The organism is Nitriliruptor alkaliphilus DSM 45188 (assembly GCF_000969705.1).
GTDB classification, from domain to species: Bacteria; Actinomycetota; Nitriliruptoria; order Nitriliruptorales; family Nitriliruptoraceae; genus Nitriliruptor; species Nitriliruptor alkaliphilus.
On the sequence record NZ_KQ033901.1, the window covers coordinates 2,161,331 to 2,184,920 of the forward strand.

General features: G+C 72.3%; 21 protein-coding genes. 15 read left to right on the plus strand and 6 right to left on the minus strand.

What is annotated here, in order from left to right; translation table 11 throughout:
• Nucleotides 1-4: 4 nt before the first annotated feature.
• On the minus strand, nucleotides 5-1,561 hold the full coding sequence (locus NITAL_RS10155) for an acyl-CoA carboxylase subunit beta (RefSeq protein WP_052666131.1): 1,557 nt from the start codon (nucleotides 1,559-1,561) through the stop codon (nucleotides 5-7).
• A gap of 161 nt (nucleotides 1,562-1,722) precedes the next feature.
• On the opposite strand from NITAL_RS10155, the gene NITAL_RS10160 reads away from it, so the two are divergent.
• Nucleotides 1,723-2,556 (plus strand): biotin--[acetyl-CoA-carboxylase] ligase, encoded by an 834-nt coding sequence (locus tag NITAL_RS10160; RefSeq protein WP_052666132.1) that lies wholly within the window; start codon nucleotides 1,723-1,725, stop codon nucleotides 2,554-2,556.
• A 47-nt stretch (nucleotides 2,557-2,603) separates the two neighbouring features.
• Here NITAL_RS10160 and NITAL_RS10165 read toward each other — a convergent pair whose 3' ends face one another.
• Entirely contained in the window at nucleotides 2,604-3,074 is a 471-nt protein-coding gene (locus tag NITAL_RS10165) for an Lrp/AsnC family transcriptional regulator (protein ID WP_083441424.1), read from the minus strand.
• 86 nt (nucleotides 3,075-3,160) lie between these two features.
• On the opposite strand from NITAL_RS10165, the gene NITAL_RS10170 reads away from it, so the two are divergent.
• Both NITAL_RS10170 and NITAL_RS10175 read left to right on the plus strand, forming a co-directional pair.
• Nucleotides 3,161-3,796, plus strand: coding sequence for a LysE family transporter (locus NITAL_RS10170; RefSeq protein ID WP_052666134.1), 636 nt, complete (start codon nucleotides 3,161-3,163; stop codon nucleotides 3,794-3,796).
• Nucleotides 3,797-3,905: 109 nt separating this feature from the next.
• Entirely contained in the window at nucleotides 3,906-5,045 is a 1,140-nt protein-coding gene (locus NITAL_RS10175) for an acyl-CoA dehydrogenase family protein (RefSeq protein WP_052666135.1), read from the plus strand.
• Between the two features lie 319 nt (nucleotides 5,046-5,364).
• Here NITAL_RS10175 and NITAL_RS10180 read toward each other — a convergent pair whose 3' ends face one another.
• Nucleotides 5,365-6,345, minus strand: coding sequence for an aldo/keto reductase (locus NITAL_RS10180; protein WP_052666136.1), 981 nt, complete (start codon nucleotides 6,343-6,345; stop codon nucleotides 5,365-5,367).
• Between the two features lie 145 nt (nucleotides 6,346-6,490).
• Here NITAL_RS10180 and NITAL_RS10185 point away from each other — a divergent pair, with 145 nt between their 5' ends.
• Nucleotides 6,491-7,294, plus strand: a complete 804-nt coding sequence (locus NITAL_RS10185) for a hypothetical protein (RefSeq protein WP_052666137.1) — start codon at nucleotides 6,491-6,493, stop codon at nucleotides 7,292-7,294.
• Nucleotides 7,295-7,309: 15 nt separating this feature from the next.
• On the opposite strand, the gene NITAL_RS10190 is transcribed toward NITAL_RS10185, so the two are convergent.
• A complete protein-coding gene (locus NITAL_RS10190) occupies nucleotides 7,310-8,545 on the minus strand; it encodes a potassium channel family protein (RefSeq protein WP_052666138.1) in 1,236 nt (411 codons plus the stop codon).
• A 5-nt stretch (nucleotides 8,546-8,550) separates the two neighbouring features.
• Entirely contained in the window at nucleotides 8,551-9,840 is a 1,290-nt protein-coding gene (locus NITAL_RS10195; protein ID WP_052666139.1) for a magnesium transporter, read from the minus strand.
• An 86-nt stretch (nucleotides 9,841-9,926) separates the two neighbouring features.
• On the opposite strand from NITAL_RS10195, the gene NITAL_RS10200 reads away from it, so the two are divergent.
• Both NITAL_RS10200 and NITAL_RS10205 read left to right on the plus strand, forming a co-directional pair.
• Nucleotides 9,927-11,747, plus strand: coding sequence for an acyl-CoA dehydrogenase (locus NITAL_RS10200; RefSeq protein ID WP_052666140.1), 1,821 nt, complete (start codon nucleotides 9,927-9,929; stop codon nucleotides 11,745-11,747).
• 180 nt (nucleotides 11,748-11,927) lie between these two features.
• Nucleotides 11,928-12,635, plus strand: coding sequence for a GAF and ANTAR domain-containing protein (locus NITAL_RS10205; RefSeq protein ID WP_211262319.1), 708 nt, complete (start codon nucleotides 11,928-11,930; stop codon nucleotides 12,633-12,635).
• Here the strand turns inward: NITAL_RS10205 and NITAL_RS10210 are convergent.
• On the minus strand, nucleotides 12,632-13,348 hold the full coding sequence (locus NITAL_RS10210) for a hypothetical protein (RefSeq protein WP_052666142.1): 717 nt from the start codon (nucleotides 13,346-13,348) through the stop codon (nucleotides 12,632-12,634). The two genes, NITAL_RS10205 and NITAL_RS10210, sit on opposite strands and share 4 nt — an antisense overlap.
• Before the next feature lie 220 nt (nucleotides 13,349-13,568).
• On the opposite strand from NITAL_RS10210, the gene NITAL_RS10215 reads away from it, so the two are divergent.
• The 9 genes from NITAL_RS10215 to NITAL_RS10255 all read left to right on the plus strand — a co-directional run bounded on the left by NITAL_RS10215 (nucleotide 13,569) and on the right by NITAL_RS10255 (nucleotide 23,582).
• Nucleotides 13,569-14,864: an LCP family protein gene (locus tag NITAL_RS10215; protein WP_052666143.1), complete on the plus strand. Its 1,296-nt coding sequence runs from the start codon at nucleotides 13,569-13,571 to the stop codon at nucleotides 14,862-14,864.
• Nucleotides 14,861-16,249, plus strand: coding sequence for an LCP family protein (locus NITAL_RS10220; protein ID WP_052666144.1), 1,389 nt, complete (start codon nucleotides 14,861-14,863; stop codon nucleotides 16,247-16,249). The genes NITAL_RS10215 and NITAL_RS10220 overlap by 4 nt, the downstream gene beginning before the upstream one ends.
• Nucleotides 16,246-17,319, plus strand: coding sequence for a glucose-1-phosphate thymidylyltransferase (locus NITAL_RS10225; RefSeq protein WP_052666145.1), 1,074 nt, complete (start codon nucleotides 16,246-16,248; stop codon nucleotides 17,317-17,319). The genes NITAL_RS10220 and NITAL_RS10225 overlap by 4 nt, the downstream gene beginning before the upstream one ends.
• Nucleotides 17,319-18,350, plus strand: a complete 1,032-nt coding sequence (rfbB, locus tag NITAL_RS10230; RefSeq protein WP_052666146.1) for a dTDP-glucose 4,6-dehydratase — start codon at nucleotides 17,319-17,321, stop codon at nucleotides 18,348-18,350. Before NITAL_RS10225 ends, rfbB begins: the two co-directional genes overlap by 1 nt.
• The gene (rfbD, locus tag NITAL_RS10235; protein WP_211262320.1) at nucleotides 18,284-19,234 is read left to right on the plus strand and encodes a dTDP-4-dehydrorhamnose reductase; all 951 of its coding nucleotides are present in this window, start codon (nucleotides 18,284-18,286) and stop codon (nucleotides 19,232-19,234) included. Before rfbB ends, rfbD begins: the two co-directional genes overlap by 67 nt.
• Nucleotides 19,231-20,124, plus strand: a complete 894-nt coding sequence (locus tag NITAL_RS10240) for a glycosyltransferase (RefSeq protein ID WP_052666147.1) — start codon at nucleotides 19,231-19,233, stop codon at nucleotides 20,122-20,124. The genes rfbD and NITAL_RS10240 overlap by 4 nt, the downstream gene beginning before the upstream one ends.
• A 58-nt stretch (nucleotides 20,125-20,182) precedes the next feature.
• Nucleotides 20,183-21,283 carry a nucleotidyltransferase family protein gene (locus tag NITAL_RS10245; RefSeq protein ID WP_052666148.1) on the plus strand — a complete coding sequence of 367 codons (1,101 nt, stop codon included), beginning with the start codon at nucleotides 20,183-20,185 and terminating at the stop codon, nucleotides 21,281-21,283.
• Nucleotides 21,284-21,330: 47 nt separating this feature from the next.
• Nucleotides 21,331-22,239 (plus strand): ABC transporter permease, encoded by a 909-nt coding sequence (locus NITAL_RS10250; protein ID WP_052666149.1) that lies wholly within the window; start codon nucleotides 21,331-21,333, stop codon nucleotides 22,237-22,239.
• A gap of 170 nt (nucleotides 22,240-22,409) precedes the next feature.
• Nucleotides 22,410-23,582, plus strand: coding sequence for an ABC transporter ATP-binding protein (locus tag NITAL_RS10255; RefSeq protein ID WP_425413691.1), 1,173 nt, complete (start codon nucleotides 22,410-22,412; stop codon nucleotides 23,580-23,582).
• Nucleotides 23,583-23,590: the final 8 nt, after the last annotated feature.

Genomic DNA, 23,590 nt, shown 5'->3' on the forward strand with positions numbered 1-23,590 from the left:
CGGCTCAGAGCGGGATGTTGCCGTGCTTGCGGGCCGGGCGGGGCTCGCGCTTGCCGGCGCAGAAGTGCAGCGCCCGCACCAGCTGCTGGCGGGTCTCACGCGGCTGGATGACCGCGTCGATGTACCCGCGCTCGGCCGCGCGCCACGGGTTGGCCAGGTCGTCGGCGTAGCGCTGCTCGAACTCGGTGTGCATCGCGTCCTTGTCCTCGGCCGCCTCGAGCTCGCGGCGGTAGAGGATGTTGACCGCGCCCTTGGCGCCCATGACCGCGATCTCGGCGGTCGGCCAGGCGAGGTTGACGTCGGCGCCGAGGTGCTTGGATCCCATGACGTCGTAGGCGCCGCCGTAGGCCTTGCGCACGATGACGGTGAGCTTCGGGACCGACGCCTCGGCGTAGGCGTACAGCAGCTTCGCGCCGTGGCGGATGATCCCGCCGTACTCCTGGTCGGTGCCGGGCAGGAAGCCCGGCACGTCCACGAAGGTCACGACCGGGATGTTGAACGCGTCGCAGAACCGCACGAACCGGGCGGCCTTCTCGGATGCGTCGATGTCGAGCACGCCGGCGTAGTAGGAGGGCTGGTTGCCGACCACGCCGACCGGGTGGCCGTCGAGCCGGGCGAGGCCGCAGACGATGTTCTCGGCGTAGTGCTGGTGGACCTCGAAGAACTCCTCGTCGTCGACCACCAGGCGCACCAGGTCCCGCACGTCGTAGGGCACGTTCGGGCTGTCGGGCATGAAGGTGTCGAGCTCGGGCACCAGCCGGTCGGGGTCGTCGGCGGACTCGACCGCCGGCGGCAGCTCCAAGTTGTTCGACGGGAGGAAGGAGAGGAGGTACTTGATGTCCTCGAGGCAGCTCTCCTCGTCGTCGGCGGCGAAGTGCGCCACCCCCGACTTGGACGCGTGGCTCATCGCGCCGCCGAGCTGCTCCATCGTGACGTCCTCGCCGGTGACCGTCTTGATGACGTTCGGACCGGTGATGAACATGTGGCTCGTGTCCTTGACCATGAACACGAAGTCGGTGATGGCGGGGGAGTACACCGCGCCACCGGCGCAGGGCCCCATGATGGCGCTGATCTGCGGGATCACGCCCGAGCTGCGCACGTTGCGCAGGAAGATGTCGCCGTACCCGCCGAGGGAGACCACGCCCTCCTGGATGCGGGCGCCGCCGGAGTCGTTCAGGCCGATGACCGGGATGCCCATCCGCTCGGCGAGGTCCATGATCTTGACGACCTTCGCGGCGAACACCTCACCGAGCGAGCCACCGAACGCGGTGAAGTCCTGGCTGAAGACCGCGACTCGCCGCCCGTCGATGGTCCCGTGTCCGGTGACCACCCCGTCGCCGAGGATCTTCTTCTCCTCGAGGCCGAAGCCGGTGGCCCGGTGGACCGCGAACGCGTCGGTCTCGACGAACGAGCCCTCGTCGAGCAGCAGGTCGACCCGTTCACGGGCGGTGAGCTTGCCCCGATCGTGCTGCTTGGCGATGGCGTCCTCGCCACCGCCGGTCGCGTGCTCGGCGCGCCGGCGGTCGAGCTCGGCGAGCTTGTCCTTCGTGGTCTCGGCCACGGGGCACCTCTCGATCGGGTGGGGCGGGAGCGAGCGTCGCCGGGCCGCAGGGTGCTGCGCGCGACCACGAGCGACGGCGGGAGCCTAGCCTCGGGCACCCCCGCGCCCCCCAGTCGGGCCCGCTCCGGGTCGCCACCCGCACCCCGCCACCGAGATCGCCGATGACCACCCTCGACCACCAGGACCGCATCGCGGCGCTGCTCGGCGGACCCCTCGGCTGGCACAGCCTGATCCACGAGCCGGAGGTCACCTCGACCAGCGACGTGGCGCTCCAGATGGTGCGTGAGGGCACACCACCGGGGTTCGTGGTCGTCGCCGACCACCAGACGGCTGGCCGTGGGAGACAGGGCCGGCCGTGGGAGGATGCGAGCGCTGGCGACCGGGTGCGGTCGTTGACCCTGTCGGCGGCCGTGGGGGTGCCGGGCAGCGACGCGTCCCTCACGCCCCTGGCCGTCGGGCTCGCCGTGGCCGATGCTCTCCGTCGTGCCGGCACCACCCCCGGCCTCAAGTGGCCCAACGACGTGCTCCTGCCCGCCGCCGACGGCACACCGGCGAAGACCGCCGGGATCCTGGTCGAACGGCACGCGGTCCGCGCCACCAGCGGTCCGGACGTGGGTGGCGAGGTGCTGATCGTCGGCATCGGCGTCGACCTCGACTGGCGCGACGTGCCCCGCGAAGGCGACGCGGTGACGTGGACGTCGGTCGCCGAGGCCACGGGTCGGGACGTGGATCGGGCCGACGTGCTGGCCGACGTCCTCCGCGGCCTGTCGGTGTGGCTGCGGTCGGTGCCGAGCGACCCGCTCCGCCTGCTGGTCGCCTACCGCGACAACTGCGTGACCATCGGCGCCGACGTCCGGGTCACCTTCCCCGACGGCGAGGTGCTCGCGGGGCGGGCCGTCGATCTCGACCGCCAGGGACGGCTGGTGGTCGAGGCGGCGGAGGTCGGCCAGGTCGCGGTCACCGCCGGCGACGTCGAACACGTCCGACCCACCTGACCGGGACCGGGCGTTGGCTGCGAGGTCCGTCTGGAGCCGGACGTCGGTCAGGAGGGTGGGGGCAGCAGCGCGGGACCGTACGGCCGGTCGAGGACGATGCGGGTCTCGGTCCGCGCCGCACCGTGTTCGGACTTCAACCGCCGCACGAGCGCGTCGACCTCGGCGGTGTCGGCGCACAGGGCCCGCACCTCGTAGTCGGCGCTGCCGGTCAGGTGCACTGCCTCGACGATGGCCGGTTCGCCGCGGATGGCAGCCTCGAAGTCCGACCCGTCGGCCGGCTCGGCGAGCACCACCGCGACCCATGCCTCCAGCGGTCTGCCGATCACCGCGGCGGGCACCCGGGCGCCGTAGCCGGCGAGCACCCCACGGGCCTCGAGACGTCGTACCCGGTCGGTGGTGGCGGACGGCGACAGCCCGATCTCGTCCGCCAGCGCCTGCCACGTCAGACGGGCGTCCCGGAGGAGAGCATCGACGATACGGCGGTCGATCAGGTCCAACGCCGGGGTTCCTGCGGTCATCGTGGCCAGACCTCGCTGAGTTCCGTGTCGGCCACGGTAGCGCCGTCGTCAGGATGGGCCGCACCCCACACACGAGGCAGCCACCCGTGACATCGCTCAGCATCGTCCTCGGCGCGGCCGTGGCCGGGCTCGCCGCCGGCCTGGCACTCGCCGTGCCGCTCGGCCCCATCGGCCTCCTCCTCGTCGACGTCTCCTCGCGGCGCGGCCGCCACCACGGGATCGCCGCAGCCCTCGGGATCGCCACCGTCGACCTCGGGTACGCGACCCTGGCGGTCGGATCCGGCGCCGCCGTCACCGCGCTGCTGGCGCCGGTCGACGAGGTGCTCCGCTCGACGGCCGCGATCCTGCTCGTCGGACTGGGTGTCCTCGGGGTCCGGGCCGCGTGGAACGAGCGGCGAGGTGCCGTCACCCCACCGCCACCCCCTCGAGGCAGCGCCGCACGGACCGGCCTGGCCTTCGCCGCGCTCACCGCGGTCAACCCCGGCACGCTGCTGCACGGGGGGATCATCGCCGTGGCCCTGTCCGACCGGCTCCCGAGCCTGCAAGCCCGCGCCGCGTTCGTGCTGTCCCTCGCCGTCGCCTCGCTGTCGTGGCAGCTCGGCCTCGTCGGGGTCGGGACGGTGCTCGGTCGCCTCCCACGCCCCGCGGCGCGCCGGTGGCTGCGCGCCGCCGGTGGTGCCGCCGTCATCACCCTCGGGGCCGCCATCGGGCTGACCGGTTGACCGGGCGACCGGCCCACGGCCCGCTCGTGAGTGCGGGCCACGCCTGGACGCTCGGACGTCCAACCATCCCGGTTACGCTCGCGATCGACGTCGCCCTGGGAGGGAAACGATGGTCTCGTACGCGCTGAGTCCGGAGCAGGAGGAGTTCCGGAAGGTCGTCGCGCACTTCGCCGACGCCGTCGTGGCGCCAGCGGCCGACGAGTTCAACGCCGAGGGGCGCTTCCCGGTCGAGATCGTGCGCCAGATGGGCGAGATGGGCCTGTTCGGGCTCATCTTCCCCGAGGAGTGGGGCGGCGTCGGCGGCGACTACCTCACCTTCTGCCTCGCCCTCGAGGAGCTCGGCCGCGTCGACCAGTCGGTCGGCATCACCCTGGAGGCTGGTGTCGGTCTCGGCGCTGCCCCCATCTTCGAGTTCGGGACCGACGAGCAGAAGCAGCGCTGGCTGCCCGAGCTCGCCCGGGGCGAGAAGCTCGGTGGTTTCGGTCTGACCGAGGCCGGCGGCGGGTCCGACGTCTTCGGTGCGACCAAGACCCGCGCCGTCCAGGACGGCGACCACTGGGTGATCGACGGCACCAAGCAGTTCATCACCAACTCCGGCACCGAGATGACCTCCATCATCACGGTCACCGCGATGACCGCGCCCGGCGAGATGACCGCCATCGTCGTGCCCGTCGACACGCCCGGGTTCTCGTTCGCCCCGCCGTACCGCAAGGTCGGCTGGCACGCGTCGGACACCCGCGAACTGACCCTCGACGGGGTCCGGGTCCCGCTCGACCACCAGCTCGGCGAACGAGGCGCGGGGTTCCGCCAGTTCCTCAAGACCCTCGACGACGGCCGCATCGCCATCTCGGCGCTCGCCGTCGGGCTCATCCAGGGCTGCGTCGAGGAGTGCGTCCGCTACGCGGGGGAGCGCGAAGCGTTCGGCAAGCCCATCGCCGCCAACCAGGCGGTCGCCTTCAAGATCGCCGACCTCGAAGTCGCCGCCCAGACCTCCCGCCACATGTACCGCTACGCGTGCTGGCGCAAGCTCGAGGGCCTGCCCTACAAGCGTGAGGCGTCGATCGCGAAGCTGTTCTCCTCCGAACAGGCCGTGACCGCCGCGCGCGAGGCCACCCAGGTGTTCGGCGGGATGGGCTTCACCACCGAGACCCGCGTCGGCCGCTTCTACCAGGACGCCAAGATCCTCGAGATCGGCGAGGGCACCAGCGAGGTCCAGCGCCTGCTGATCGCCCGCGACCTCGGCCTCTAGCTCTGGGTCGTCCATCGGCCCCTGGGGGGCCTCGTTCTCCCTCGCCGTGCGTGCTCCTCGATCCCTGGGGGATCTCCTCCGCGCCACCGGCGGTCTCCCTCGCACCACCACGCGAGCGGAGCGGGTGACGGTCGCCGCAGCGGAGGCTGTGAGGCGAGCGGAGCGATGCCGAGCGAGCGAGTGGGTCCGGAGGACGAGCGCCCTCCGCGGAGGCGGCCGTCACCCGCGGAGCGGTCGGCTCAGCGATGCCGAGCGAGCGAGTGGGTCCGGAGGACGAGCGCCCTCCGCGGAGGCGGCCGTCACCCGCGGAGCGGTCGGGTCAGGTGGCGACGAACCGCATGGCGGCCTCCGCGTAGCGCGTGCCGGTCGCTGCCCCCGGTGGGCACGCCTGGTCGAGAGCTCGGAGGTCGGCGTCGTTCAAGCTGACGTCGAGCGCGGCGAGGTTCTCGTCGAGCCGCTCCGGACGCGTCGTTCCCGGGATGGGGACGACGTCATCGCCCTGCGCCAACACCCAGGCGAGCGCGACCTGCGCCGCCGTGGCCGCGTGATCAGCAGCCATCGACTCGACCACCTCCACCAGCCGCAGGTTGGCGGCGAGCGCCTGCTCGGCGAACCGCGGGTTGCCGCGCCGCCAGTCGCCCTCGGGCAGGTCCGCGACCGACCGGATGGTCCCGGTCAGGAACCCGCGACCGAGCGGGGAGTAGGGCACCAGACCGATCCCGAGCTCGCGGGCGGTCGCCAGCACCTCACGTTCGAGGTCGCGCGTCCACAGGGACCACTCGCTCTGGAGCGCGCTGATCGGGTGCGTCGCGTGGGCCCGCCGCAGTTGCTCGGCTGTCGCCTCCGAGATGCCGAGGTGGCGGACCTTGCCGGCGGTGACCAGGTCGGCCATCGCGCCGATGGATTCCTCCACCGGGACCTGCGGGTCCACGCGGTGCAGGTAGTAGAGGTCGATCACGTCGACGCCGAGGCGCAGGAGCGACGCGTCGCAGGCCCGTGCGGCGTAGTCGGGCCGACCGTCGGGGGAGCGGCCGTCGATCTCGAGGGAGTAGGCGCCGAACTTGGTGGCGAGCACGACGTCGTCGCGGTGCCGGGCGAGCACCGGGCCGACGAGACGTTCGTTCGTCTCGGGTCCGTAGATGTCGGCCGTGTCGAACAGCGTCACACCGCGTTCGATCGCCCGCTCCAGGGTCGCCACCGACCGCGCCTCGTCGGCACCCCCGTAGGCGAAGCTCATCCCCATGCAGCCGAGGCCGAGCGCCGACACGGTCAGATCCTGGCCGAGCACCCGCTGCTGCACGTCGTCTCCTCGAGTCGGGAGAAGCCTGACGCTACGACCGGTTCGCCCGGGCCGCCCGGGGTTGCGTGGCGGCGACGCAGGTCGGACGGCCCGTGCGACGGGTCCTACCCTCGTCGCCGAGTGAGCCTGCCCGAGGAGCGTGACCGTGGCCGACCGATACACCTCGATGCTCGCGCTGGTGCTCGATGCGCCGCTCGCGGACGTCAGCGACGTGGTGCGGGCGGCCGGCCGCACCAAGGACATCGACCGGGCCGCGCCTGTGCGGGGTTCGGACGGCGCGGCGCAGGAAGTCCACTGGGGCGGCCGGATGCAGAAGGCGGTGGTCCGCGCGCTGGCCGACGACGACGGGGCACCGCTGCTGCGTGTCGAGACCTACATCGGCTCCGACGGGCTCGCCGAGGGCATGCGCCGGCACGCGCTGCTCCTCCAGGGCCTGGCTCGTCAGCTCAAGGGGCGCGTCCGCGGCGTCCGTGACCTGTCGGCCCTCGCCGACAGGGACGAGGCGTGGCTCGGCCGGCTCGCCATCGGCGTGGTGTCGGTCGACGACGCCATCGTCACGCGCGCGGCGGGGGAGGGGACCTGGTGGGTCCGCACCCACGGCGCAGCGCGCCTCGACGTGCCCGACCTGGAGCTGTACGGCCTGAGCAGAGCGCAGGTGCCCGGGGCCGAGGCGGCGCTGACCCACATCCACGGCCAGCTGCTGCGGGGTGGGATCAAGGCGGCGTTGTCCCTCCCTGATGGCACGCCGGTCTACCTGGTGCCGGTCCTGGAGGCCTGGACCCACGTGCCGCTCGACTGGCCCGGTGTGGGACGCGCCGGCGTCGACCGTGGGCCCGGCCTGGACGGGCCTCGGGCGTCGCTCTCCATCCTCAAGCCACCCCGGTTCGGGCGCTACAAGCGTGACCTGACCGGGGTCCTGGACCACCTCCCGGACGTGGCCACCAGCTGACCCCGGCCGCTGCGGTCAGCCGCGTTCGTCGTGTTCGCGTTCCTCCTCGGTGGTGACCCACCCCTCGTCGCCCTCCGGGCGGGCATCGCCGCACAGCTCGCGCAGCCGCGGGGCACCCTCCTCGGGTCCGATCGCGAGCAGGCGGTCGCCGACCTGCACGGTCCGGCCGCGCTTCGGTCGGTAGGTCCAGCGCCCGTTCTGCTGGATCGCGAGGACCTCCATGCCGGTCTGGGTGTGGAACTGCAGCTCCTTGAGGGTCCGGTCGGCGGCGGCGCTGCCCGCCGCGACCTCGGCGTCGGCGACGATCTCGTCCGCCTCGGCGAGCGCCGCGGCGATGATCGGGTGGGGCGGGCCCTCGTCCTCGATGACCCGCGTCATGGACTGGGCAGCGTCCACGATGCGCTCGGATGCGGAGGCGAGGTGCAGCATCCCGCGCAGCTCGTCGGGGTCCTCGAGCTCCACCGCTGCCCGCAGGACCCACCCCTCGAGCTGGTGGTAGAGCTCGTCGGAGGCGTCCTCGATGACGCTGACCTCGGTTGCGAGTGACCGGTCCTGCAACAGGATGGCCGAGTAGGCGAGCCCCACCGCCACCTCGGAGGCGTTCTTGAGCTCGACGACCAGATCCACCGCGCGGTCGAGGTTGGTCAGCTTGGCACGTTCCGGCGGCGGGGGCAGCTCGCGGGGGACCCCGCCGGCGAGCGCTCGGACGTGGTCGACGCCGTCCTTCGGCCCCTGCAGGAAGAGCACGTCACCTTCACGCAGCACGTCGTCCGGCCCCGGCCCGTAGAGCCAGTCCACGTCCCGGCGGACGGCGATGACCCACATGCCCGTCCGTGCCGGGAGCTCGAGCTCGCGCAGCGACGCGGACTCGAGCTGGTTCTCCTCGCGGATCTTGACCCGCGCCGTGACCTCGGTCGCGTGCCGGAGGTCGTCGCGCAGCTCGGGCGGGACCCCGAGGTCCTTGAGCACGACGCGGGCGATGTCCTCGGCGGCATCGGCGATGCCCTCGATCGACACCGCCATGGACAGGACGCCGGCGAGCTGGTCGGCGTCCTCGCGGGTACGGGCCGCGATCATGCACACGGCACGCAGCTCGACCAGCAGTTCGTCGACGATGTCCTCGAGCCGCAGCACCTCGCGGGCGAGGGCGTCGTCGCCGAAGAAGACCGCCGCGTAGGCGAGGTCGACCATCAGCTCGGCGGCGTCCTTCGCCTCGACGAGCATGTCCTTGATCGTGCGTCGGTTCCTCATGGTGATCAGGCTCCGGGTTGCAGCAAGGTGATGGCGCCGAGGAGGCACAGGACGCCGGTGAGGTCCATCGTGGCGGTGACGATGGGGATGCCGTGGTTGTCCGGGTCGAACCCGAACCGGAACGAGGTGGCTGCCGAGGCGTACGCCGCCAGGGCCAGGATGGGGAACGCGAACAGGCCACCGAGCAGGACCACGCCGACGGTGACCAGCACCGACAGCGGGTCGACGCCCGGGACGATCAGGGCCGCGAGCCAGCCGGCGACACCGACGCCGGTGAACGCCAGGAACGCCAGCAGCGCGATGAGCGAGAAGTCGAGGGAGGCGAGCTTGCCCGGCAGGAGGCGCGGTTCGAGCTGGCCGAGGTGCAGCTTGGAGGCGAGCCGACTGGAGAGCATCCCACCGAGGGAGCCGCAGTTGGCGATGAACGGGGGGATGAGCACCAGCAGCGCCGCGGCGCTGAACTGATCCTCGGCGCGGGCCTCGACCACCACACCGGCGAAGACGTCGATGGTGACCGCGATGGTCAGCACGACGAGGGACTCGCGGACCACCCGTCGGATCGTCTGCTCGGACTGGCGGATCCCGAGGATCGAGACCACGACCGCACCCACGAGCCCGAGGGCGCCGAGCGCCTCGGGGAGCACGGGCACGTCCAGCACGTAGGTCGCGACCAGCAGCGCCGGCAGCGTGACGAGGTCTCCGGTGGCGGTGATGATCGGCGCGCCGACATCGTCCATGGAGAACCCGACCCGGTCCGACCGTCGCGCCATCCAGATCACGACGACGAACAGCACCGCGGACGACAACAACCCGCCGACCAGGGAGATCGCCACGAGGTCGAGCAGCGGGATGGTCGGCAGGCCGAGCGCGGCGCTGATGGCCCAGGCGATCAGGCCGGCCTGCGTGGCGGATGCGACCGACAGGATCGAGGAGGCCTCGACCTGTCGTCCGAGGTAGCTCCTGCGGGTGAGCTGACGGTCGAACTGACCGGTGTAGATGCCGGTCGACAGCCGCGAACCGAGCGCACCGAAGATGGCGCCGCGCATGCCGATGGCGGCCGGGATGAGGGCGAGGAGCCCCGGGATGGACTCGAGCCGGCCCTCGGCGGAGGCCAGGGTGATACCGGCGATGAGGGTGGCGCCGAGCCCGAGGGCCAGCGCGCTCGAGCCCGATCGGATGCTGCGCGACTCCTGGGCCCAGTAGGACCGCACCTCGCCGACCGACAGGCCGAGACCCCGACCGAGCGCGAGGATCGGGCCGGGCACGCGCACGAGGTTGCGGTGGCGGTCGGCCACGTCGCACTCCTCGGTCGCTGGTACCCGGCTGTGGGAGCCTAGTGCTGGCTTCGGGGAGGGCTCCGGGCGTCGGTACGCTCCCGGACATGACTGACTACACCGCCCCCACCCGCGACATCCGCTTCGTGCTCGAGCACGTGACCCCGATCGGTGACCTCACCGCCCTGGACGCGTACGCGCACGCCGACCCCGAGCTGGTGTTCGGGTTGCTGGAGGAAGCGGGCCGGTTCTCGTCCCAGGCGATCGCGCCGACCAACCGCGACGGTGACGCCGACGGGGCGCGGGTCGAGGGGGACGAGGTCATCCTCCCCGGCTCGTTCAAGCGGGTCTACGACCAGTACGTCGAGGCGGGCTGGGGCACCCTCCAGCACCCGACGGAGTTCGGCGGCGGCGGCTTCCCGCTGACGGTGGCCAACGCCGTCAAGGAGACCATCAACTCGGCCAACCTGGCGTTCTCGCTCGGGCCCCTCCTGACCACGGGCGCGGTCTACCTGCTCACCCACCACGGCTCGGACGAGCAGAAGCAGACCTACCTGCCCAAGATGGTCACCGGCGAGTGGTCGGGCACGATGAACCTCACCGAGCCGCAGGCCGGCTCGGACGTCGGCGCGGTGACCACGAAGGCCGTGCCGGCTGGCGACGGCAGCTACCGCATCACCGGGCAGAAGATCTACATCACCTTCGGTGAGCACCAGCTGACCGACAACATCATCCACCTGGTCCTGGCCCGACTGCCCGACGCGCCCCCGGGCACCAAGGGCATCTCGCTGTTCATCGTCCCCAAGTTCCTCGTGAACGAGGACGGCTCGCTCGGCGAACGCAACGACGTCAAGGTGGTCTCGCTGGAGCACAAGCTCGGCATCCACGCCTCGCCGACCTGCGTGATGGCCTACGGCGAGGACGGCGACGGCGCGGTCGGCTACCTCGTCGGCGAGCCCCACACCGGCATGCGCGGCATGTTCACGATGATGAACGACGCGCGGCTCGGCGTCGGCATCCAGGGCCTGGCCATCGCCGAGCGCGCCTACCAGCAGGCGTTGGCCTACGCCCAGGAGCGTCGCCAGGGCCGCGGTCCGACCTCGGCCCCCGGTGAGCAGTCCCCGATCATCGAGCACGCTGACATCCGGCGGATGCTGCTGACCCAGAAGGCCTACATCGAGGCCATGCGTGGGCTGTGCTACCTCAACGCGCACGCCCTCGACCTCGCGCACGGCAGCACCGATGCGGTGGTGCGCGAGCAGCAGCAGAAGCTCGCCGACCTGCTCACCCCGCTGTCGAAGGCGTGGTGCACTGACCTCGGGGTCGAGCTGACCTCCCTGGCCCTACAGATCCACGGCGGCATGGGGTACGTCGAGGAGACCGGTGTCGCCCAGCACTACCGCGACGCGCGCATCGCGCCGATCTACGAGGGCACCAACGGCATCCAGGCGCTCGATCTCGTGGGGCGCAAGCTCCCCTACGACGGCGGCTCCTTCGTGAAGGGCTTCCTCGCCGACCTCGCCGCGTTCCCCGACGAGCTGCCCGACAGCCTGGCCAGCATCGCCACGCCGCTGCGCGAGGGCGTCGAGCTGTTGCAGGACCTGACCGACTGGATCTTCGCGCACCGCGAGGAGCCCAACGAGGTGTTCGCCGGTGCGACCCCGTACCTGCGGGTCTTCGCGACCGTGGTCGGCGGTTGGCTGCTCGCCAAGGGCGCCAAGGCGGCGCAGGACCTGCTCGATGCGGGCAGCGACGGTTCGGGTGCGACCCTCGCGAGGGACGACGCCGACTACCTCGAGGCCAGGATCGTCACCGCCCGCTTCTACGCCGAGCAACTCCTGCCCCAGGTCGCCGGGCTCGCCGGCGCGGTCAAGGCCGGTGCCGGGGACCTGTACGCCCTGTCGGGCGACCAGCTCGCCTCGCGCTGAACCGCCACAGGCAGCGCGACGACGCTATCGTCGAGGTCGACGGTGATGCGGGTGGAGGACGCTGCTCGGGCGACCGTCGGCGTGGCAGGATGGTCGGTGCGACCTCAGGGCGACGCGAGCGCGTCGAGCCCAGATGGTCCGTCGGGCCCAGCCGAGGGCGCCGACCGTGACGCTGCGTACGTGACCAACCTGGAGCGGTTGGCGGCCCTCCTGATCGACGACACCGACCTCGACCGCACGCTGGAACTCGTGCTCCAGGCGACGGCGGAGACCATCCCCGGGACCGCCGCGGCCAGCGTCTCCGTGCGCCACGGGACGGGGTACGTGACCGTGGGATCGAGCGACGACACCGTCGTGGGGCTCGATCACCTGCAGTACCGCCTGCGTGAGGGGCCGTGCGTGGCGGCGGTCGAGCAGGGCGAGCTCCAACAGGTCGACGACCTGCTCACCGAGACCCGTTGGCCGCGGTTCCGGAAGGAGGCGGCGAGTGCCGCCTGTCGCAGCCTCCTCGCGACGCCGCTGAGGGCCCACGACGAGACGATCGGTGCGCTGAACGTGTTCGCTGCACGACCGCACGCCTTCGACGCCCGCGCCGCAGAGCTGGCCCTGCGTATCGCCGTCCCGGCCGCCGCCGCGCTGGTCAACCTGCAAGCGTTCCAGCGGGCCACCGATCTGGCGGCGCAACTGGAGGAGGCGATGGCGTCCCGCAGCGTCATCGAGCAGGCCAAGGGGATCGTCATCGCGCGGCAACGGTGTAGCCCGGAGGCCGCCTTCGAGGTGCTGCGTCGCATCTCGCAGCAGACCAACCGCAAGGTGCGCGACGTCGCCCGGGAGGTGGTCGAACGGCACGGTGGCGTGCCGGGCCGCGGCGACGACGTCGGGCGCTAGCCCGGGAGCCAGGCGGTGACCCGGTCGGCCGCAGCAGCGTCGCGGGTAGCACCGTCCAGGACCACCGTGGGTCGCTGCGCCGCGAACGGGCGCGCCGCAGCGCCGAGGACCGCCAGGACCGCGTCGGCGGTGGCGACCGTCAGGCCGAGGGTGCCTCGCCGGTCACCGAGCGCCGCGGCGTCGGCCAGCAGTTCGCGCTGGTCCCAGCGGCGGGGGCCAGCCGCGAACGCCGGCAGATCGGGTGTGGCCCGCGGTGGGGGTGGCGCGTCGGGGAACGCCTGGACCGCCTCGGCCCACGGCTCGCCATCGCACGCCGTGAGCGGGGCACCGTCCACCGCCGCACCCGTGCGCAGGACGTCCGTGGCGGCCGGTGGGACCGATCGTCCCTCGTCGACCACCGCGACCTCGGCGTCCCCGTCGGTGGTCACCGTGATGCCGGCCCACCAGGCGGCGAGGCACACCGCCGCGAGCGTCCACCCGGCCGGCAGGTCGACGTGCAACCGGTCGCCGGGACCGAGACCGAGGTCGGCCTCGAGCAGGTGGGCGCCCTTGGCTGCCCACTGCGCCAGGCTCGCCACCCCTTGCTCGTCGCGTCGGTCGGCACGCAGCACCGTCACGGCGGGGCGGAACCCCAGGGTCCGCGCGGCGGCGTCCAGGGCCGTCGCAACGTCCTCCGGCACCGTGGACGGGTCCGGTGGCGGGCGCAGCTGCACTCGGTTCTCCTGGGCATCTCCGGGGCATCGCCGGGCCATCTGCGGGGTACGACGGGGGGTCGCGGTGACGCACCGTCACGTGCGGCTCGCCGGGATGGCCGACGATGCTACCTTCGGCACGCCATCGTGACCTCCGGTGGGGTGTGCGCTCCGGCGGGCGTCTCGCTCGACGTCCGACGTGCTCCCCCCTCGTTCGCCGCCCCCGAGGTGCTGCTGCGCCGTGACCGGTTCACGCTCGCTGACCTTCTCGACCGCCCGCCGTCCCCAGCGACGTCGGTGGGTCCGCGTCGTCGTGGGCCTGTTGATCGTGGCGCTGCTCGCCGTGGTCCTCCTGGCCCTGTCCGGCGGGCTGCTGTGGGCCTACGCCTGGGCCCGGCTCGGTGGCACCGAGCTGCCGTCGCTGGCTGCCGAGGGTGACGAGGCGCTCGGCGCAGGCGGTGCGACCTCCCCCGAAGGGACCACCACCGTCCTGATCGCCCTCACTCCCCCTCGCGACGCCACCGACCCGGCCGGAGTCCCCCTCGCCGGGCCGGTCGCCCTCGTCCAGGTCGGCGGCCCTCGCGGTGACGACGCGGCCGTCCTCGTCCTACCCTCACAGCTGCCCGTCAGCGTCGAGGGCGAGGCCCCGATGACGCTCGCCCAGGTCCACGCGGCCGGCGGTCCCGACGTGCTCCTGCGGACGGTCGTCGACTACACCGAGATCGACGTCGATCACGTCGTCATCGCCTCCGAGACGACCCTCCCGCAGTTGGTCGAAGCCCTCGGACCGATCGAGGTGTGCACGACCGGCTGTACCACGGTGGATCACGCCCAGGCCACGACCACCCTCGCGGGGTTGCTCACCGACGACGCGGCGCCCGCCGACGTCGCCCGCGCGCTCGACGAGGTGGCCGCCCTCCTGCGCGGCCTCGGTGCGGCGACCGACCCGGTGGGCGCCATCACCTCGCCGCTGGCCAGCAAGCGCGTTATCGACATCATCGCTGCGGACGTCACCACCGATGCGAACCTGCGGGGCGGCGCCCTCCTCCCCCTCGCCGAGCAGCTCAGCACCACTGGTGCGGTCGCGATCGTGCAGCTGCCGGGGGTGGTCAACCCCGACACGGGCCGCCTCCTCGTGCTGCCGGAACAGGCGGCCACCCGCTTCGCGGTGCTCCGTGAAGGTGGGGTCCCGGAGGCCTCGGCGGATGACGACGAGGCCGCCTTCCTCGCGGCGGCGACGGTCTCGGTCCAGAACGGGACCGGGACCGCCGGGTACGCCGCCGACCTCGAGGCACAGCTGTCGGCGCTCGGCGTTCGCGTCGTCGGGACCGAGAACGCGCCCACGTTCGACGTCGAGCGGACCCAGGTCATCTACGGTCCCGACGATCCCGCCGTCGAGGCCGCGGCGATCCTGATCGCCCGCGAGCTCGGTGACGTGGACCTCGTGGCGGACGAACGCCAGCCGACCTTCGAGGGTGAGCCGGTCTCGATCCGGGTCATCGGCGGGGCGGACCTGGACACCGGGGGTGGATCGTGATCGGCACGTTGGTGGGCGGTGACCCCGGTCCGTGGGGGCCGACCGTCGGGGGCGGTTCGCGCCACCGGCTCGTCCGACGGCTCCTGGCCGCGCTCGGCATCCTCGCCATCGCCGCCGTGACCGCCCTCGGGACCACCGGCTACCTGCTGTACCGGCAGGCCGACGCCAACCTGACCCGGGTGGCGGTGGGTTCGCTCGAGGCGGTGGGCAGCCCGTCCGACGCGCGCCACTTCCTCGTGGTGGGCTCCGACGACCGGTCCGGTCTGTCGCGCGAGGAGCAGCGCGAACTCACCCTCGGGACCGAGGAACAGTTCGGCGGGCAGCGCAGCGACACGATGATCTACGTCACCGTCAGCCAGGACCGGTCCCAGGTGACGTTGATCTCGATCCCGCGCGACCTGGTGGTCGAGCGGGAGGACGGATCGCTGACCAAGGTCACCAACGTCTTCGCCGGTGGCCCCGAGCCGGTCGTCGAGGCGCTGCGGCGCACCTACGGGCTGACCACCAACCACTACGCGAAGATCTCGCTCGGTGGGTTCATCGACGTGGTGGAGACCCTCGGTGGGGTGACCATCGAACTCGACGAACCGCTCGTCGACAGGAAGTCCGGCGCCAACTTCACCGAGCCCGGGGTCTACGAGATGGACCCGGTCGAGGCGTTGTCTTTCGTGCGCTCCCGGCAGGGCACCCACGGCGACTACGTGCGGATCGATCGCCAGCAGACCTTCATCAGGGCGGTGCTCGGCGAGCTGGCCGAGACCGGCAACCTCGCCAACCCGGCCCGGCTCCTGCGCCTCGTCGACGACGTCACCGGAAGCCTGACCACCGACGACGGGCTCGGTCTGCAGGAGATGCGCTACCTCGCCAACGACCTGCGCACCGTGGTGACGGGGGGCGTACCGATGCGCACCTTCCCGTCGTACGCGGTCGACCTGCCCGCCAGCAGCAACCTGCCGCGCGGCTCGTACGTGCTGCCCTACGAACCCGGGGCGAAGGCGCTGGCCGAGGCCATCGCCTCGGGACGTCCGCTGCCCGAGACCGCCACCCGGGAGGAGGCGGCGGAGATCACCGTCGCCATGATCCCCGGGCAGAACCAGAGCGCCGCCCGCAACGTGCTCGGGCCGACGCTCGTGTTCGCCAACTACGCGGTCGTCGGCTGGTCGTCGGCGTCCGAACGGATCCACGCGACCACGACCACGACCGTCTACGCACGCGAGGGGAAGACGACCGAGGCGGAGCGGGTCGCGGCCCACCTCGGCGCCGAGGTGCGGCCCCTGCCCGCGGGCATCACCGCCCCGGACGGCACCGACGTGATCGTCGCCGTCGGAGCGGACGCCGGTGGGGTCACCACCGACGGCACCACGACCGCCGCGGAGGCACCGTGAGAGCGCTGGTCCTGGCTGGTGGTGCGGGGACGCGTCTGCGTCCGATCACCTCGACCAGCGCGAAGCAGTTGGTGCCGGTGGCCAACAAGCCGATCCTGTTCTACGGGCTCGAGCAGATCCGTGACGCGGGGGTCACCGAGGTCGGGATCATCGTGGGGGACACGGCGGCCGACATCGAGGCTGCGGTGGGTGATGGGTCGGCGCTGGGGATCTCGGTGACCTACCTGCGTCAGGAGGCGCCGTTGGGGTTGGCGCACGCGGTGCTGACGGCGGCGGACTTCCTCGGGGACGAGGACTTCGTGATGTTCCTGGGGGACAACCTGATCGAGGGTGGGATCGGGGATCTGGTCGCGTCCTTCGAGCGGGATCGGCCGGCGGCGCAGCTGCTGCTCAAGCAGGTTCCCGATCCGGAGCGGTTCGGTGTGGCGGTGCTGGCCGACGACGGCACGATCGAACGGTTGGTGGAGAAGCCGGCCGATCCGCCGTCGGATCTGGCGTTGGTGGGGGTCTACCTGTTCACGTCGGCGATCGTGGATGCGGCGCGTCGGATCAGCCCGTCGGCTCGTGGGGAGCTGGAGATCACCGATGCGATCCAGCAGCTGCTCGACGATGGCCAGACCGTCCGGGCCTCGCGGGTGGAGGGGTGGTGGCTGGACACCGGCAAGAAGGACGAGCTGCTCGACGCCAACCGGATCGTGCTCGGCACCGTGACCCAGCGGATCGACGGTGATGTCGATCAGGACTCGACGGTCACCGGCGCGGTGGTGGTCGAGGCCGGCGCGGTGGTGACGGGCTCGGTGCTGCGAGGGCCGGCGGTCATCGGTGCGGATGCTCGGATCGTCGACAGCTACGTGGGGCCGTTCACGTCGATCGCCGAGGGGTGCGTGGTCACCCGGTCGGAGGTCGAGTTCTCGGTGCTGATGCAGGGTTGTGTGCTGACGGACGTGCCGCGGATCGAGGCGTCCTTGCTCGGCCGCGAGGTCCGTGTCAGTCGTGGTGCGCGGCGCCCGGCCGCGCACCGGCTGTTGCTCGGTGACCACAGCGACGTCGAGCTGGCGGAGGGGTCCTGATGCACGTGCTGGTGACCGGTGGGGCGGGGTTCATCGGCGCCAACTTCGTGCGCCACGTCCTGCAGACCCAGCCGGACGTGCGGGTGACGAACCTGGACGCGTTGACCTACGCCGGCAACCTGGCGTCGCTGGTGGACGTCGCCGACGATCCGCGGTACCGGTTCGTGCACGGTGATGTGTGCGATGCGGGCCTGGTCGACGAGCTCGTGACCGGGGTCGGTTCGGGCTCGGGCCACGGTCGTGTCGATGCGGTGGTGCACTTCGCGGCGGAGTCGCACGTGGATCGGTCGATCGACGGGCCGGCCGAGTTCCTGCGCACCAACGTGTCCGGGGCCGGGGTGGTGTTCGAGGCGTGCCGCCGGGCCGAGGTCGACCGGGTGCTGCACATCTCGACCGACGAGGTCTACGGCTCGGTCGACGAGCCGGACCGGTTCGTGGAGGGTGACGCGCTCGAGCCGAACTCGCCCTACTCGGCGTCCAAGGCCGCGGCCGACCTGCTCGCGCGGTCCTACGGCGTGACCTACGGCTACCCGATCACGGTCACGCGCACGGCCAACAACTTCGGACCGTTCCACTTCCCCGAGAAGATGATCCCGCTGTTCGTGACCAACCTGATCGACGGCCTGAAGGTCCCGCTGTACGGCGATGGCCGCAACGTGCGGGACTGGACCTACGTGGCCGACAACGTCGCGGCGCAGTGGCTGGTGCTGACCGAGGGCGTCCCCGGCGAGGTCTACAACGTCGGGGCCGGCAACGAGCTGACCAACCGCGAGCTGACCTTCCGGCTGCTCGAGCGGCTCGGGGCGGATGAGGACATGATCGAGCACGTGCCCGACCGGCCGGGTCACGACCTGCGCTACGCGGTGGACACCACCAAGGTGCGGGCGCTCGGCTGGAGCCCGGCGCACAGCCTGGACGAGGCGCTGGACGGCACCGTCGCGTGGTACCGGACCAACGAGGACTGGTGGCGACCGCTGAAGGCAGGTGGCGCCTCGGCACGCCGTGGCACCGCACCGTCGGCGAAGGGCTGAGCGTGCGCGTGCTGGTGACCGGCGCGGGTGGCCAGCTCGCCCACGATCTGCTGGCCGCCTGCCGCGACGACGAGGTCGTTGCCCTCACCCGGGCCGACCTGGACATCGCCGACGAAGCGGCCGTGGTCGCCACCGTGCGGCAGGTGGCGCCCGAGGTCGTGATCAACACGGCAGCCTGGACCGATGTGGACGGGTGCGAATCCGATCCCGATCGGGCGCACGCGGTCAACGCGCTGGGCCCGTGGTGGCTGGCCCGCGCGTGTCGTGACGTCGATGCCAGGTTGGTGCACGTGTCGACCGACTACGTCTTCGACGGTGAGGCGCCCCGTGACGGCACCGGCGCGCCGCGGCCGTGGATCGAGACCGACCCGGTCGCGCCGCGCAGCGTCTACGGCGCCTCGAAGCTGGCCGGCGAGCGCCTGGTCGCCCAGACCCTCGCCGAGCACGTGATCGTGCGCACGGCGTGGCTGGCCGGCGGCGGCGGCGGCAACAACTTCGTGCGCACGATGCTGCGTGTGGCCCGCGAAGGCGGCGCCCTGCAGGTGGTCGACGACCAGATCGGGTCGCCGACGTTCACCGCCGACCTCGCACCCGCGCTGCGCCACCTCGCGGTCGCGCGGCGCTCCGGCACCTACCACGTGGTCAACGCCGGCCAGGCGTCCTGGTTCGACCTCGCGTCGGCCACGTTCGAACTCGCTGGCCTGGAGGTCGACCTCGCCGCCCAGCCCTCGACCGCGTTGGACCGGCCCGCGCCGCGGCCCGCCTGGTCCGTCCTGGACACCCGCCACGCCCGCCTCAGCGGCGTGCCGGCCCTGCCGCAGTGGCGGGACGGCCTCGCTCGTCTGCTCGCCGAGCTCGCCGACGCGGGACGGGCCGAGGGGTGACCGCCGGGGCGCCGCCGCCCGCCCGCGACGACGTGCGTGTCGCGGTCGTCGTGGTGAGCCACGAGACCCGCGACGAGGCGCTCGGCTGCCTCGCCTCGATCCCCTCCGACGTGCCCGCCGTCCTGGTCGACACCGGCTCACGCGACGGGACGGCCGCGGCCGTCCGCGCGGCGTTCCCGCACGTGCGGGTCCTCGAGCTGGCCAACGCCGGGTTCGGACGTGGCGCGAACGCCGGCGTCCGGGCCACCGACACCGAGGTGGCGGTGGTCGCCAACGCCGACGTCAGGTTCGACGGCGACGGGCCCGCAGCCATGGCAGCCGCGGCCACCGCTGGCCCGGAGGTCGGGCTCGCAGGGCCGCGTGTGGTCTACCCCGATGGCCGGCCCCAGGCGTCCGCACGGGCCCTGCCCGACCCCCTGACCGCCGTGCTGCACGCGCTGCTGCGCTGGATCGTGCCGGGGAACCGTTGGACGGCCCGCTACCGGCAGACCGACCACGACCCGACGGTCGCTCGCGACGTCGGGTGGGTGTCGGGGTGCGCCCTGGCGGTCCGCCGCACCGCCTTCGACGCGGTCGACGGGTTCGATCCGGGTTACCCGCTCTACCTCGAGGACGTCGACCTCGCCGCCCGGCTCCAGGACGCGGGGTGGCGTGTCCGGTACGACCCGCGGACGACGGTGGTCCACCGCGTCGGGGCGTCCACCTCGGGACGGCGGTGGCGCGCTCTGGTGTGGCACGCCCGTGGCCTCGACCGCTACGTGGGCCGTCGCTACGGTGCGTCCGGCCGCGCGCTACGGCCGTTGGTCCGCCTCGCTCTCGCCGCCTGGGTCGTGGTCACCTACGTCGCCGAGCGCAGCATCGGGCGCGGTCGCAGCACGACCGGCGAGTGAGCCCTCGCCTCGCACCGCTCTCTCCGCCCGTCCCACGCCGTCCCCCTCGGAGCTCCCCGTGACCGTGCGCGAGGCCTGCATCGTGGCCGGCGGAGCCGGTACCCGGCTGCGGCCCCTGACGACCACGACTCCCAAGCCACTGCTGCCGTTCTGCGGCGAGCCGTTCCTGGTGGGGGTCCTCGCTCGCCTGGCCGCCGTCGGCGTCGAGCGGGTGCTCCTGGTCGTCGGTGCCGACCCGATCCCGTTCGAGGTGCTCGAGCCCCACGCCGATGCGCTCGGGGTCACCCTCGAGTTCGTGCCCGAACCGACGCCGCTCGACACCGCGGGGGGTGTGCGCGCCGCCCTCGACCGGGTCACCGGCACGTTCCTGGTCCTCAACGGCGACATCCTGACCGACGTCGATCTCGCCGCCGCGATCGCCGCGCACCGCGACGCCGATGCGGCGGCCACCCTGGTGCTCACGCGCGTCGAGGACACCTCCAGCTTCGGTGTCTGCGTCCTCGACGGCACCCGTATCACCGCGTTCGTCGAGAAGCCCGACCCCGGGACGCTGCCGGGCCAGGACGCCGTCAACGCCGGCACCTACGTGCTCGAACCCGGCGCCCTCTCGGGCTTCCCCGTCGGTCGGCTGTCCTTCGAGCGGCAGGTCTTCCCGCAGTTGGTCGCCGCCGGCCAGCGTGTCGAGGGGTTCGTCAGCGACGCTGCCTGGGCCGACCTCGGGACGCCGGAGCGCTACCTGACCGGCCACCGCCTCGCGCTCGACGGGGAGCTGGCCTGGCCGTCGCTCGACGCCGTCGGCGACGCCGGAGGCGGCGTGCGCATCGCGAGCGACGCGTGGGTGGCGGACGACGCGCGGCTCGTCGGCCCCGTGCTGTTGCAGCGCGGCGCCCGGGTGGAACGGGGGGCCAGCGTGGGGCCGTACGTGGTGATCGGTGCCGGCGGGACCGTGGGCGAGGACAGCAACGTCGTCGACAGCGTGCTGGCCGATCGGGTGCACCTCGGCGCGGACGTCGTCGCGCACCGCCTGTTGGCGGGCCAGGGTGCGCGCGTGGCGTCGGGTACGGTCCTCGGGCGTGACGTCGTCCTCGGTGACGACGTCCGGTTGGACCCGGCGTCGCCCGTCCCTGACGGGGCCCGGGTACCGGATCCGGCGGCCTGAGCGGCGGTCGGAGCTGGACAGCGCGACGCGGACGCGAGGAGCGGCAGTTGGCGGTCGACGCACCGGTGGGCGGACCCACCGGCCGCCGCGGTCTGCGGTCGCCGTCCAGCAAGCTCGGTGAGCTGTGGCGCGCGCGCGAGCTGCTCGAGCAGCTCGTGCGCAAGGAGCTGAAGGTCCGCTACAAGAACTCGAGCCTCGGGTTCCTGTGGTCGATGCTGACCCCGGCGCTGATGACCGTGGTCTTCAGCATCGTGTTCGGCATCGTGATCCGCATCCCGGTCGAGGACTTCGCCGCCTTCTTCCTCGCCGGTTACCTGCTGTGGCAGTTCTTCCAGAACTCCTGCCAGGGCGCGATCCACTCCATCGTCGGCAACGGTGACCTCGTCAAGAAGGTGTACTTCCCGCGCGAGGTGCTACCCCTGTCGCACGTGTTCAGCCAGCTCGCCCACCTGCTGCTCGCGTTGCTGGTGGTCAGCCCGTACCTGATCGCGACGCGTGGCTGGACGGTCCTGACCCACCTGCCGGCCACGTTGCTCGCCATCGCGCTGCTGACCGTCTTCACGTCGGGCGTGGCGATGCTGCTCGCCGGTGTGAACGTCGTCTTCCGCGACCTGCAGGAGCTGTTCGTCGTCCTCTACCTCGTCTGGTTCTACACCACCCCGGTGCTGTACCCGCTGGCGCTCGTCGAGGCCGAGCTGCAGGGGCACCGGCTGGAGTGGCTCGTCATGATCCTCCGCGCGAACCCGATGACCTGGTTCGTCGAAGCGTTCCGGGCGCCCCTCTACGGCGACGTGGTCGTCAGTGCGGCGGGCAGCGGCGAGCCCGTCGTCTCGATGCTGCCGACGTGGCCCTCGCTCGGCACCATCGCCATCCTGCTGCTGTGGGCCGTCGGCGCGTTCGCGGTGGGATACACCGTGTTCCTGCGACGTGCCCGGACCTTCGCCAAGGAGGTCTGACCGTGCCCGACCGTGACCCGAGGTTCCGCCCGCCGAACGTCGCCGGGCTCCGCGACCGGTTCGCCGGTGCGCTCGATCCGTCGCGCCCAGCCATCGTCGTCGACGGGGTCACCGAGACCTTCCGGTTGTTCCACGAGCGTCCGAGCGGCCTGAAGGAACGGCTCGCCCGTATGCGCCGGTCGAGCTACACCGACTTCAACGCCCTCGAGGACGTCTCCTTCACCATCCACCACGGCGAATCGGTCGCCGTCATCGGCCACAACGGCAGCGGCAAGTCGACCCTGCTCAAGATCCTCGCCCGGATCCTGCCGCCGGACCAGGGCGTGGCGATCACCAACGGTCGCGTCGCGTCGCTGCTCGAACTGGGCGCCGGGTTCCACGGCGACCTGTCCGGCCGCGAGAACATCTACCTCAACGGGGCGATCCTCGGCCTGTCCCGCAGCGAGATCGACGACCGTTTCGACGAGATCGTCGACGTCGCGGGCATCCGCCCGCTGCTCGACACGGCGGTGCGGACCTACTCCTCGGGCCTGTACGTCCGTCTCGGGTTCGCGATCGCGGTCACCGTCGACCCCGACATCCTCCTGGTCGACGAGGTGCTGGCCGTCGGTGACGCGGAGTTCCAGGACCGTAGCCTCGACCGGATGAAGCGGTTCCGCGACGCGGGCAAGACCTTCGTGCTCGTCAGCCACGACCTCGACGCCGTCCGTGAGATGTGCGACCGGGCCATCGTGCTCGACCATGGGCGGATGGTCTTCGACGGCAACGTGAGCGAGGGGGTCGAGCTGTACCGGCAGCGGGTGGCATCGGCGGCGGCACCCCGGGCGCCCTCGCGAACCTCGCGGCGGGTGCGTATCGAGGAGGTCCTGCTCCTCGACTCCGACGGCGATCCGGTCACCGAGGTGTCCCCGTCCGCCGCGATGACGCTGCGCGTCAGGCTCCGTGCGCTCGAGGACATCGGCACCTGCGGCGTGGGGATCGCCGTCAGCCGCGGCGACGGCACCCACCTCTACGAGCTGCACACCACCTGGCAGGGCATCGGGATCGGACCGCTCGCACCCGAGCAGGAGGCCACCGTCGACGTGCGCTTCGCAGCGCGGCTCCTCGCCGGGCACTTCACGATCGCCGTCTCGGTCACCGACCGTGCCGCGCGCGAGACCTGGGCCGTGGCCGCCGACGCCGCCAGGTTCGCCGTCCGGCCCGCCCCGGGAGGCGCCGGGCTGGTGGACCTCGGCGGCTCGTCCGCGGTGACCGAGGGTCCCGTTCGGCGTCTCGGTGACTCGACGACGACGGGGCCCATCCCCCTGGCGCGCATCGAACGCCGTCGCCGCAGCGGTGCCTGAGGTCGGCC

What these genes read in the sequence shown, in the direction of transcription:
- NITAL_RS10165 (WP_083441424.1), bottom strand. Translation starts at nt 3,074, where the DNA reads ATGACCGCAGGAACCCCGGCGTTGGACCTGATCGACCGCCGTATCGTC.
- NITAL_RS10255 (WP_425413691.1), top strand. Translation starts at nt 22,410, where the DNA reads ATGCGCCGGTCGAGCTACACCGACTTCAACGCCCTCGAGGACGTCTCC.
- NITAL_RS10190 (WP_052666138.1), bottom strand. Translation starts at nt 8,545, where the DNA reads ATGAGGAACCGACGCACGATCAAGGACATGCTCGTCGAGGCGAAGGAC.
- NITAL_RS10175 (WP_052666135.1), top strand. Translation starts at nt 3,906, where the DNA reads ATGGTCTCGTACGCGCTGAGTCCGGAGCAGGAGGAGTTCCGGAAGGTC.
- NITAL_RS10160 (WP_052666132.1), top strand. Translation starts at nt 1,723, where the DNA reads ATGACCACCCTCGACCACCAGGACCGCATCGCGGCGCTGCTCGGCGGA.
- NITAL_RS10200 (WP_052666140.1), top strand. Translation starts at nt 9,927, where the DNA reads ATGACTGACTACACCGCCCCCACCCGCGACATCCGCTTCGTGCTCGAG.
- rfbB (WP_052666146.1), top strand. Translation starts at nt 17,319, where the DNA reads ATGCACGTGCTGGTGACCGGTGGGGCGGGGTTCATCGGCGCCAACTTC.